Origin of the sequence: Bacillus mycoides (assembly GCF_018742245.1) — a bacterium.
Classification (GTDB): domain Bacteria; phylum Bacillota; class Bacilli; order Bacillales; family Bacillaceae_G; genus Bacillus_A; species Bacillus_A cereus_U.
The window spans coordinates 4,923,248-4,934,835 of the sequence record NZ_CP036132.1 but is presented as its reverse complement, the minus strand read 5'-3'; the positions used below and the strand labels follow the sequence as shown (position 1 = coordinate 4,934,835).

Sequence of the window (11,588 nt, the reverse complement as noted above, 5' to 3'; positions counted from 1 at the left end):
AAGGGAGCATTTGTTCTTTTTTGTCTTACGATATAATCTGTCGTAGATAAGGAGGGAATAGATTGTACGACAACGAAATTGGATAATAATAATCATTCGGTTACTTGAACCAAAAGGAATTACGATGAAGACCATGTTCACATTTTGTTCCGTTCAGTTCCAAATATTGATTTATCAAAAGCGATTAACAGTTACAAAAGTGTTAGTTCTTGTCTCGTGAAACGAGATTTCCTAAGATAAAACATTATCTTAGGAAAGAAATAATTTTAATAAACTCTCTGAGAAAGGTGGTGAAAACAATGGCTAAAAAGAAAGCAGTGAAAGTATTACGAAAACAAAAGAAAAGAGAAACCATACAACGATTCACTCAAAAACAGAATATAGGACGAGCTTGCCTTACTGCAAAAGAATTCCGCTTACTGCAACGCATGTCACATAGTTCAAAAGCGTTGCGAAATGTTGGGTTGTACACGATTAAACAAAGTTATTTGAACCATAATAAAATGGCTACTGTAAAAGAAGTGGATACTGCCATGCAAATCGATATGAACTACTGGGGCATTCAATCAAACTCTGTTCAAGCGATTCGTAGAGCCTTATTTACAGAAATAAAAAGCTTTTTTAAAGCATTGGAACAGTGGAAGAAAAAACCTGAAACTTTCACAGGTCGTCCTAAGTTTCCGAATTATTCTCGTCCAACTGACAAACGAATTATTGAAATCTATCAAGTTCCAAAAGTGGATGATAACGGGTATTGGATGATTCCGATGAATGTTGCATTTAGAAAAAAATTCGGTTCCATTAAAATACGTATGCCTAAAAACTTAAGAAATAAAAAAATCTCCTACATTGAGATTGTACCGAAGCAAAAAGGTCGGTTCTTTGAGGTGCATTACACATATGAAATGCACGTTTCTCAAATGAAGAAACAATCCACGACTACTAGTAACGCTTTGAGTTGCGATTTAGGTGTAGATAGATTATTAAGTTGCGTAACAAATACAGGTGATGCATTTTTAATTGATGGGAAAAAATTAAAATCCATTAACCAGTACTTCAACAAAATGATACGTAATCTGCAACTGAAAAATGTGGAAAATGGACTTTCTAAACGAGTTGTAACGAACAAAATGGCCGTACTTTGGCATAAACGAGAAAGACAAATAAATGGTTATATTTCACAAACTGTAGGCCTGTTGTTCAAAAAAGTGAAAGCATGCAACATAGATACGGTTGTCGTAGGGTATAACGCTGGTTGGAAACAAAAATCTGATATGGGGAAAAAGAATAATCAAAAATTTGTGCAAATCCCATTTCATAAACTGATTGCAGCAATTGAGAATAAATGTGTAAAAGCAGGTATCCGATTTTTGAAACAAGAAGAAAGCTATACTTCAAAAGCTAGTTTCCTAGATAAAGATCCGATTCCAGTTTGGTCTAAGGAGGATAGAACACATTATCTCTTTAGTGGCAAACGAATCACTCGTGGTCTGTACCAAAGTAAAGCAGGAACATGTATCCATGCTGATATTAATGGTGCATTGAATACATTGCAAAAATCAAGAGTTGTAGAATTGGATGACAATCTCAAAGTGAAAACGCCGATTCTATTAGAAGTGCAAAAACGTAAGGCTGTTGCTTCGCGCATAGCTTAGTGGGTGCGTCAACCATCCATGTGCACTCGACTTATCGGGGCTTGTAGCACACGCCGGGTTCATCTGAGTGGTGGCTTCTTCCATAAGGAAGAATTGCTCTTTTTCGAAAGGGTGGTGCAAGTGGGAAAACAATAGTTCGTTGCCAGTACCAACCAAAAACATACTTGGGGTGTTACCGTAAGGTGGCATGAATTCTAGAGCGTCAAACTGTCTAGCGATAGATGAAAAGACCTAGAGTTCTAACTCAAGCCCCCATTGAAACGCTTCATCTCAGTGGGGGGAGTTGACATAGATTTTGAATTTAATAGTTTAGAAAGATGAAAGTCTGTCCACACTGTTTCTAGAGGGGACGGTGGAGGAAATGAAAAAACAAGTTATTGCTTATTTTCTTTTATTATTAATTGGTGCACAGTTACTTGTGCAGTTTGGATATATGAAAGCTGATGCAAAAGGGCCTACTGTTATTCCGAAAGAGGCCGTTCGATTACGTATTTTAGCTAATAGTGATTCCGATAAAGATCAGGCATTAAAACGTAAAGTACGTGATGAAGTGAAAGCGCAAATTGATGGATGGGTAGCGGATTTAACGTCATTTGAAGAAGCTCGAAAAGTAATTCAAAATCATATTCCTGAAATTGAAAAGACAGTGGAGAATACGCTGAAAAGAGAAGGAAGTAAAGAGGCGTTTCAAGTGAAATTCGGTAAGAATGTGAAGTTTCCTACAAAGGTATATGGGAATTTTATTTATCCGGCAGGAGAATATGAAGCGGTACTTATTACAATTGGAAAAGGTGAAGGTGCAAACTGGTGGTGTGTATTATTTCCACCGATGTGTTTCTTAGATTTTTCAAGTGGTACAGCTGTAAGGAAAGAAGAACATGTTGTGAAAGCTGAATCTCCTGAAGAGGAGCAGGTGAGACAACCAGATGAGGAAGTAGTGGATGTACCGGAGAAGAAAGAGGATAAGGTGAAAGAAACGAAAGTAGTAAAGCCGGAAAAAGCTGAAAAAGTAACAGCCCAGGAAAAGAAAGTAGTAAAACACGAAACGCAAGTAGAAGAACAGCCTGTAAAAAAAGTAGAAACAAAAGCTGTGGAAAAAGCGGAGAAACCTGTGGAGCAAAAACAAGAAAAGCAAAATGAGTATGTAACAGTAGATGAGGAAGAAGAAAAACCAGAGGTTAAATTATTTATCGTCGAAGCTTTTACAGCTTTATTCTCTAAATAGTACTATTAATAAATCCTTCCTCATATATATCAATGAGGAGGGATTTACTATGAAGAACGTGTATTTTGCTACGAAAGCAGATGTAGAAAGATTGCATTCTTTTTTCGGACAAGCTAATAAAAAAGATGATAAAATAAATGAGTTGTACGCACAATTTATGATCTTGGAAGAGGCGGGAGAAATACGAGCGGTAATTGGATATGAACAAAGTGAAGAAAATGCACTTATCCGTTCTTGTTTATTCACACCTAATGTGGATAAACAGACTTTCTTATATTTTTTTGAGATGTTTTTGCAGTATATGAAAGAAAAAGATATTCGACAATTGTACTTACTCACAAATCATCCACAATCTGTGACAATCTTTCAGTTTTTTAACTTTGTCATTATAGAGAAAGAGAAAGTGCCAGAGGGAATTCGACAGTTAGAACACTTTTGTAAAAATATAAAAGAGCTAAATGCAATAATACTAAATTGTCAGCTATTCACAAAGTTATCCACGGATTAACAAGGTTTATCCACATTTTGTGGATAAACCTTGTTTGTCTTTTGGATAAATCTCATAGTAAACTAAAAATAGACAAGTATTTCATGGTAGAAAAGGACGTGGGAAAAAATGCATACAAATATGTGGATTGTGGATAATGTTGTGGAAAGAAAAAAATATTATCCACAATTAAAAGAAGCAGCGAGATTATTAAGAGAAAATGAAGCGGTGGCCTTCCCGACAGAAACGGTATATGGGTTAGGAGCAAACGCAATGGATGATGAAGCGATAGCGAAAATTTTTGAAGCAAAAGGGAGACCGAGCGATAATCCACTGATTGTCCACATAGGAACAAAATCTCAGTTAGATGGTATTGTAAGAGAAATTCCGCCGGTTGCAGAAAAGTTAATGGAACATTTTTGGCCAGGACCATTAACAATCATTTTACCGAGAAAAAAAGGGATTTCAGAGAGGGTTACGGCAGGACTTAATACAGTCGGAGTGAGGATGCCGGATCATCCAGTAGCGCTCGCTCTTCTTGAAGAGGCAAACGTGCCTGTTGCGGCACCGAGTGCGAATCGTTCAGGACGCCCAAGTCCAACGTTAGCTTCTCATGTATATGAAGATTTAAATGGAAAAATTGCTGGTATTGTTGATGGCGGGGCAACAGGAGTAGGAGTTGAATCAACTGTAATTGATTGTACGAGCGAGGTTCCGACGATTTTACGTCCAGGTGGGATTACGAAGGAGCAATTAGAAGCAGTGATAGGAAATGTTTCTTTAGATCCAGCTTTAAAGGATGAGAAAGAAAAACCGAAATCACCTGGAATGAAATATACACATTATGCACCGAAAGCGCCACTTAGTATTGTTGAAGGGTCCCGTGAGTTTATTCAACGTATTGTGGATGAAAAGAAGAAAGAAGGGTTTAAAGTAGGTGTATTAACGACAGAAGAGTATCAGCATGTGTATAGTGCAGATGTTGTATTGTCTTGTGGTGTGCGAAGCGATTTAGCCAGCGTTGCGACTAAGTTATATGATGTGCTTAGAACGTTTGATGCAAGTGAAGTAGATGTTATTTTTAGTGAATCATTCCCGAATGAAGGCATAGGAAATGCAATTATGAACCGTTTAACAAAAGCTGCGGGACATCAGATTATTATTGAATGATAATGTACCTTTAGCAAACAGAATATTTCTCCTTGGATAAGCATATTGTGAAGTAGCACGTCCGAGGGGGGATATGAATGACACTTGAACAATTAATACCTTTAATAATTATGGCATTCGCCCTGGGGATGGATGCATTTTCAGTGAGCCTCGGTATGGGGATGGTAACATTAAAGTTAAGACAAATCCTTTATATCGGTATGACGATTGGGATATTTCATATTATTATGCCATTTATCGGAATGGTACTAGGACGTTTTCTATCAGAGAGGTATGGGGATTTCGCGAATTTTGCAGGAGCTATTTTATTAATTGGACTAGGGTTTTATATCGTATATTCGTCTATTTTAGAAGGGGAAGAGATTAGAACTGCTCCAATTGGAATTAGTTTATTTGTATTTGCATTTGGTGTTAGTATAGATAGTTTTTCAGTAGGGCTTAGTCTTGGAATTTACGGAGCAGAGACAATTATTACGATATTACTGTTCGGACTAATAAGTATGTTATTAGCTTGGATGGGTTTATTGCTTGGTAGCCATGCCAAAAATATGCTTGGCACATACGGTGAAATAGTAGGTGGTATTATTCTTGTTGGGTTTGGATTGTATCTCCTTTTTCCTATATAATTTTATATGAAGGTGGAGAACATGAATAGGTTGCTGGAATGGTATGTCGTATTTATAACTTTTTTTCCAAGGTGGTTACGTAGGCTTATCTTTTGGGGCATTATTTTACAAATTGCGGTTTTAGGTTGGGTTAAATTGATTCGTGAATGGTGAGTTAATTCCTTTCTATGCATTTGAATACAATACTCCACAAATATAGAAAGGGTGGTACAAATGACGAGATTAAAGCAAGGTTTTGGTATTATTATTAGTTTTTTTGTTTTTTGGTTTAGTATGCTCGGTGTACAAATGTTTGCTGAGTTTTTAGATATCGAATCATTAAAATTTGTTGCAGGAAAATCGGAGGCGGCGCGTGCATTTTATTCACCGTATCCATTTTTAATTGTTTTCCTTATTACGTTACTTTCCTTATATTTCTTTGTAATAAAGCTGGGTAGATCTAAAAAAGAGAAATTACCTGCATTAGAGGAGAAGAAGGAAGAATTACAGTGAAAAAATCCCCCGCTTTAAGCGGGGGATTTTATGTTTGAGTGATGAAGCTGAAGCTTTTAGGTGGTACGGCTAGAATGGTCGGTGGCTTCGCGCCTTCCTGCGAGGCAAAAAGCGCCTCTACGTCAGGAGCTCCATCCCCCTCTCATTCTGAGCGAGCCGCTTGCGCTTTTAGTTGTATCCAGCTTCAGCGGCCAGAATCTCCGGCCATTTCGCTCTCTCGCTCGAAGCAAAAAGCGCTTCAAGGTCGAGAGCTTGAAGTGCCCTGCGATTCTGAACGAGCCGCTTGCGCCTTTAAAGTGGCCTCACTAATTCAAATTGTTCTCCTAGTTTTGCGTAGTTGTGTCCTGCTAGGCGGCTTATTGGTTTTAGTTCTTCGGCGTGAATTCGGCCGTTTTCGTATAAGTGTTCTGCGACGTGGAAGCGAACGACACGGCCAATTAGTAGATCACAAGCTGGTGAGTCTTCGGTTCCGCCGAGCGGGATAGCGCGTTCTAATACGCACTCCATTCGAATGTTTGCTTCTTTCACTCCTGGTACTGAAATGACATCACTGTCGATTGGTGTTAGTTTTGCTAATTCGATTTCACTTTCGTTAGGAGGTAGGTTGGCTGCTGTTTCATTGATCGCTTCTACGTAAGATTCATCAGAAATATGTACGACAAATTCCCCTTTTTCGATTGCATTTCGGGAAGTGTCTTTCGGTCTTCCTTCTTTGCGTTGTACGGAAACCGAGATAAGTGGTGGATTGGCAGCGACGATATTGAAATAACTATATGGCGCACCGTTCAATACACCATCTTTAGTTACAGAAGTAACGAATGCAACAGGACGTGGAATGATACTTCCTGTTAGTAATTTGTAATTATCTTTTTCGGTTTGTTCGTTTGGATTAATGGATAACATGTTGTAATCCCCTTTCTAAATATGAATACTTATTGTTTGTTTACAAGATATCAATGGGAATCTCCTGCTGAAAATAATATTTTTTTGATGATGTGAAAAAGAGATTACCTCAATTTGAAGTAATCTCTTTTTAGGTAAATATCTCGAAATAGAGATAAATATTAAAGTAAAACGTATGCGCCAGGACCGATTAAAGCTACACCAACTGCAACGGCGATTAAAATTAAATTATATTCAAATCCGTCTTGTGTTACCCAGTAACCATTTTTTCCGTGAACAGTGAAGATTGCCATTAACATTGTTCCAACGATAAATAATGAACCAATTACAGTGAAAATACCTGCTGCGAATAAGAAACCACCTAATAGTTCAGTTGCGCCAGCCATAAATGCCATAAATACACCAGGGCGTAAACCGATTGATTCCATCCAGCCGCCTGTTCCTTTCAGCCCGTAGCCACCAAACCAACCAAATAATTTTTGAGCACCGTGACCCATGAATGTAATTCCTATAATAAGACGAATAATAAGAAGACCGATATCCATCATTTTAAAAACCTCCTAAAAGTTATTAACTTATCTTATGTAAGTAATAATAAAATAGTTACTTACTTTAGTCAAGTGGATTTCAACAAAAATTTGAAAGAAGTTTTACAAATTAACAACAAAAAATAAAATGTAGTAAAGACCTCTAGACAAGTAAGTGAAAAAAAGAGAAAATATAAGTAGAAGTTAACTTCTTATTGTTATTCAGACAATCAGAATTGACTGGAATTTTGTGAGGCGCTACAATAAGAGTCTAGTAGTAATGACATGATTTATTTCGAAAGCGTTTTTACAGTATAACATTCGAAGTATGAAGTCTTACGTGTATTTCGATCTTGAATAGAGATTGCCCTATAAACTTTTAGGTAAATTATAAGGAGGACTATCCTATGTTTAAAAAATTATTCGGTTTTGGTTCAAAAACAAATGAAGAAACAATCGTAGCTCCATTAACTGGAGCAGTGAAAAATATTGAAGAAGTACCAGATCCAGTATTCGCTGGTCGTATGATGGGTGACGGTGTTGCAATCGATCCTACTGAAGGTGTAGTTGTATCTCCAGTTGATGGTGAAATCGTACAATTATTCCACACGAAACATGCTATTGGAATTAAAGCGAAAAACGGTACAGAAATTTTAATCCACGTTGGATTAGAAACTGTAAAAATGGAAGGTGAAGGTTTCGAAGCTCACGTTTCTGAAGGACAAGCTGTAAAAGCTGGAGATAAATTAATCTCATTCGACTTAGAATTAATTCGTGAAAAAGCGAAAAGCACAATTACTCCAATCGTTATTACAAACACAGATGCAGCTGAGTCTATTAAGACAACTGTAGGTGTAACAGCTACAAAAGGTTCAACAGAAGTAATGAAAGTTACAATGAAATAATTATTGTATGAAAGGAATCTGTTTCGTATGAAATGGATTCCTTATTTTGTTTCGTAGTGTGTTCATTATGTATGGTAAATACTTTGGGCGCTTGGAAATAGGGTTTCACATATACGTGGATAAGGCGCATTTTTCTTAGAAAAAATATAAGAGAAATGCGCCTTTCGTATATTCACATTTCTTTTGTTCTATTCTAATGTACGTTATGATAAATGGTAGGAAACAGAAAAAAAGGGGTGGGTTTAGATGAAACGGGTGTTATTTGTTTGCACTGGAAATACATGCCGTAGTCCGATGGCTGAGGCTTTGCTTCGTCATTATGGAGAAGGTAAATTTGAAGTGCAATCTGCTGGTGTTTTCGCCTATCCTGGAAGCGATGCGTCGGTACATGCAAAGGAAGCCCTAGCTGAAAAAGGAATTGTAATCGATCATGCTGCACAGCAGGTAAACGATACGTTGGTTGATTGGGCGGATATTGTAGTAACAATGACGGAAAATCATAAGCAAATTGTACTTGGGCATTATCCGAGTGTTGAAAAGAAATTGGATACATTATATGGATTAACTGAGGGTGTAAGTAAGGATATTTCAGATCCATTTGGCGAATCGCTTTCTATTTATAAAGAAACGTTAGAAGAGATGGAAAAACTTGTACAAACTTTACTGAAAAAACATTCAGAAGGTTGATGTTTCGTGTATAATACGATATTGGAGATCACTTCGTTCCATTAAGGTAGCGAGTGTGAAATGAAGATAATTGATTGAAACTTTGGAGGGGTAAAAATGAAAGTAGTAGTAGCATCTGATCACGGCGGTATGAATATCCGTAAAGAACTTGTAAGTTTATTAGAAGAGTTAAATATTGAATATATTGATTTAGGTTGTGAATGTGAAGCTGGTTCTGTTGATTACCCTGATTTTGCGTTTCCAGCAGCAGAAATGGTCGCAAATGGTGAAGTGGATCGTGGCATTTTAGTTTGCGGGACAGGCATTGGTATGTCAATCGCAGCAAACAAAGTAAATGGTATTCGTTGTGCATTAGTTCATGATACTTTCAGTGCGAAAGCGACGAGAGAGCATAATGACACTAACATGTTAGCAATGGGCGAGCGTGTAATTGGAGCTGGTCTAGCGCGTGATATCGCAAAAATTTGGCTAACAACTGACTATGAAGGTGGCCGTCATGAAAACCGCGTAGGAAAAATTAAAACGTATGAAACAAAGTAATAGATTCTAACTATAAGTATTATGAAATATAATTTGGTGAACCAACCTGTGAAAGGAAGAGGCGTAATGACAGAAATCGTAAAGGTAAGAGAACAGCTGCAAATGTCGCTTTCTGATTTCCAAGAACAAGCCACGCTGCAAAGAGGCCAAATTTTTGTAGTGGGGTGTAGCACGAGCGAAGTGCTAGGTGAAAGAATTGGAACATCAGGAACGATGGAAGTGGCAGAGGCGATTTTTTCTGAATTAAAACAATTTCAAGAGCGAACAGGTATTGAATTGGCGTTTCAATGTTGCGAGCATTTAAATCGTGCTTTAGTAGTTGAGAGAGATGTAGCGATGAAATATCAATTTGAAATTGTAACAGTTACGCCTGTTAGATCAGCAGGTGGTGCATTAGCGACGTATGCGTATCACAATTTTAAAGATCCGGTAGTAATTGAGTTTATTACAGCAGATGCAGGAATGGATATCGGCGATACATTTATCGGTATGCATTTAAAGCATGTAGCTGTACCGGTTCGTACAAGTGTGAAGGAAATAGGAAGTGCGCATGTAACGATGGCGAAAACACGTGGGAAACTAATAGGCGGAGCACGTGCTGTTTATGCGGCAAACGAAGAAGCTATTCCTTGCCGTTAAACATGAAAAATTATAAAGTCTTATAACAGCTTTATATCGAAAGTTAAAAGGTATGTAGTCTGACTTTATAATAGAAGAAAGAAAAGACCAATTTTGGTCTTTTTTTTTCTTTTATGATATAGAAAGTCATGTTAGAATGTAGTTGAAAACATGAAGGTTCGAAAGAATTACAACCTGAATTTTCGTTTTTTCTGAATAAATGAGAAAAAACTATTGGGAATTGATGTAATTCGTTCAGAAAAGGGGGATTTTGGTGGATCATTTAAAACGTCAAGATGAAAAGGTATTTGCTGCAATTGAGGCAGAACTAGGAAGACAGCGTTCAAAGATTGAGTTAATTGCTTCGGAAAACTTCGTAAGTGAAGCAGTAATGGAGGCGCAAGGTTCTGTTTTAACGAATAAGTATGCTGAAGGATATCCTGGAAAACGTTACTATGGTGGTTGTGAACACGTAGACGTAGTAGAAGATATCGCACGTGATCGCGCGAAAGAAATTTTCGGCGCAGAGCATGTAAATGTTCAACCACATTCTGGTGCACAAGCGAACATGGCAGTATACTTCACGATTTTAGAGCAAGGCGATACAGTACTTGGTATGAATTTATCTCATGGTGGTCACTTAACACACGGAAGCCCTGTTAACTTCAGTGGAGTACAATATAATTTCGTAGAGTATGGCGTGGATGCTGAATCTCACCGTATTAATTACGATGATGTATTAGCAAAAGCGAAAGAACATAAACCAAAATTAATCGTTGCAGGTGCAAGTGCATATCCTCGTGTTATCGATTTCAAACGATTCCGTGAGATTGCAGATGAAGTGGGTGCATACTTTATGGTTGATATGGCACATATCGCTGGTTTAGTAGCTGCTGGTTTACATCCAAACCCAGTACCACATGCACATTTCGTTACAACGACAACACATAAAACATTACGTGGTCCACGTGGTGGTATGATTTTATGTGAAGAGCAATTTGCAAAACAAATTGATAAATCAATCTTCCCTGGTATTCAAGGTGGTCCACTTATGCACGTAATTGCTGCAAAAGCTGTTGCATTTGGTGAGACACTACAAGATGAGTTTAAAACATATGCACAAAATATCATTAATAATGCGAACCGCTTAGCTGAAGGTCTTCAAAAAGAAGGACTTACACTTGTTTCTGGCGGAACAGACAATCATTTAATCTTGATTGATGTTCGTAACTTAGAAATTACAGGTAAAGTAGCAGAGCACGTATTAGATGAAGTTGGTATTACAGTGAACAAAAATACAATTCCATTTGAAACAGCAAGCCCATTTGTAACAAGCGGCGTACGTATCGGTACAGCAGCTGTAACATCTCGTGGTTTCGGTTTAGAAGAAATGGATGAAATTGCGGCACTTATTGCTTATACATTAAAAAATCATGAGAATGAAGTTGCATTAGAAGAAGCAAGTAAGCGTGTAGAAGCGTTAACGAGCAAATTCCCAATGTATACAGATCTATAATAGATTGAAAAAGACTGCTGAAACGTAATTGTTTTGGCAGTCTTTTTTGTGGACATATATTATTTTTAAAGTATGTATACAAATGATGAATAAATTTTGGCGATATAATGAAGGATACAGCTCCCATAATTGGTAAAGATACTAGATAGATTCATTCTAATTCACGATTTTACCAAATTTGCCCTTGAATATTAGTAGCGTTTTCTTTACAATCGTAAATAGTGCAAAAAAGCGTGT

Annotated in this window: 14 protein-coding genes and 1 pseudogene; 13 read left to right on the top strand and 2 right to left on the bottom strand. The window is 37.3% G+C overall.

Features of this window, described 5'->3' with window-relative positions:
• Nucleotides 1-117 precede the first annotated feature (117 nt).
• The 8 genes and pseudogenes from EXW56_RS27770 to EXW56_RS25415 form a co-directional block, all read left to right on the top strand.
• A pseudogene (locus EXW56_RS27770) lies at nucleotides 118-260 on the top strand (transposase); the annotation flags it as partial.
• Between the two features lie 39 nt (nucleotides 261-299).
• Nucleotides 300-1,655 (top strand): RNA-guided endonuclease TnpB family protein, encoded by a 1,356-nt coding sequence (locus EXW56_RS25440; RefSeq protein WP_215597088.1) that lies wholly within the window; start codon nucleotides 300-302, stop codon nucleotides 1,653-1,655.
• A 361-nt stretch (nucleotides 1,656-2,016) separates the two neighbouring features.
• On the top strand, nucleotides 2,017-2,880 hold the full coding sequence (spoIIR, locus tag EXW56_RS25435; RefSeq protein WP_070129228.1) for a stage II sporulation protein R: 864 nt from the start codon (nucleotides 2,017-2,019) through the stop codon (nucleotides 2,878-2,880).
• Nucleotides 2,881-2,929: 49 nt separating this feature from the next.
• Entirely contained in the window at nucleotides 2,930-3,388 is a 459-nt protein-coding gene (locus EXW56_RS25430) for a GNAT family N-acetyltransferase (protein WP_002198764.1), read from the top strand.
• A gap of 108 nt (nucleotides 3,389-3,496) precedes the next feature.
• Nucleotides 3,497-4,537 (top strand): L-threonylcarbamoyladenylate synthase, encoded by a 1,041-nt coding sequence (locus EXW56_RS25425; RefSeq protein ID WP_002198765.1) that lies wholly within the window; start codon nucleotides 3,497-3,499, stop codon nucleotides 4,535-4,537.
• A 77-nt stretch (nucleotides 4,538-4,614) separates the two neighbouring features.
• On the top strand, nucleotides 4,615-5,163 hold the full coding sequence (locus EXW56_RS25420) for a manganese efflux pump MntP (RefSeq protein WP_215597087.1): 549 nt from the start codon (nucleotides 4,615-4,617) through the stop codon (nucleotides 5,161-5,163).
• A gap of 21 nt (nucleotides 5,164-5,184) precedes the next feature.
• Nucleotides 5,185-5,316, top strand: coding sequence for a hypothetical protein (locus EXW56_RS27880; RefSeq protein ID WP_002113055.1), 132 nt, complete (start codon nucleotides 5,185-5,187; stop codon nucleotides 5,314-5,316).
• A 60-nt stretch (nucleotides 5,317-5,376) separates the two neighbouring features.
• Entirely contained in the window at nucleotides 5,377-5,655 is a 279-nt protein-coding gene (locus tag EXW56_RS25415) for a DUF3935 domain-containing protein (RefSeq protein ID WP_002198766.1), read from the top strand.
• Nucleotides 5,656-5,946: 291 nt separating this feature from the next.
• Here the strand turns inward: EXW56_RS25415 and EXW56_RS25410 are convergent, their stop codons facing one another.
• Nucleotides 5,947-6,558, bottom strand: a complete 612-nt coding sequence (locus tag EXW56_RS25410) for a flavin reductase family protein (protein ID WP_070168213.1) — start codon at nucleotides 6,556-6,558, stop codon at nucleotides 5,947-5,949.
• Nucleotides 6,559-6,719: 161 nt separating this feature from the next.
• Complete coding sequence (locus tag EXW56_RS25405; protein WP_002113051.1) at nucleotides 6,720-7,106, bottom strand: DoxX family protein; 387 nt, start codon at nucleotides 7,104-7,106, stop codon at nucleotides 6,720-6,722.
• A gap of 386 nt (nucleotides 7,107-7,492) precedes the next feature.
• Here EXW56_RS25405 and EXW56_RS25400 point away from each other — a divergent pair, with 386 nt between their 5' ends.
• The 5 genes from EXW56_RS25400 to glyA all read left to right on the top strand — a co-directional run bounded on the left by EXW56_RS25400 (nucleotide 7,493) and on the right by glyA (nucleotide 11,351).
• Nucleotides 7,493-7,990, top strand: a complete 498-nt coding sequence (locus EXW56_RS25400) for a PTS sugar transporter subunit IIA (protein WP_002016294.1) — start codon at nucleotides 7,493-7,495, stop codon at nucleotides 7,988-7,990.
• A gap of 246 nt (nucleotides 7,991-8,236) precedes the next feature.
• Nucleotides 8,237-8,677, top strand: coding sequence for a low molecular weight protein arginine phosphatase (locus EXW56_RS25395; RefSeq protein WP_002113050.1), 441 nt, complete (start codon nucleotides 8,237-8,239; stop codon nucleotides 8,675-8,677).
• 96 nt (nucleotides 8,678-8,773) lie between these two features.
• Nucleotides 8,774-9,217, top strand: a complete 444-nt coding sequence (gene rpiB, locus EXW56_RS25390; protein ID WP_000869917.1) for a ribose 5-phosphate isomerase B — start codon at nucleotides 8,774-8,776, stop codon at nucleotides 9,215-9,217.
• 66 nt (nucleotides 9,218-9,283) lie between these two features.
• Nucleotides 9,284-9,856, top strand: coding sequence for a TIGR01440 family protein (locus EXW56_RS25385; protein WP_002113048.1), 573 nt, complete (start codon nucleotides 9,284-9,286; stop codon nucleotides 9,854-9,856).
• Between the two features lie 253 nt (nucleotides 9,857-10,109).
• On the top strand, nucleotides 10,110-11,351 hold the full coding sequence (glyA, locus tag EXW56_RS25380; protein WP_002198768.1) for a serine hydroxymethyltransferase: 1,242 nt from the start codon (nucleotides 10,110-10,112) through the stop codon (nucleotides 11,349-11,351).
• The last annotated feature ends 237 nt before the right edge of the window (nucleotides 11,352-11,588 follow it).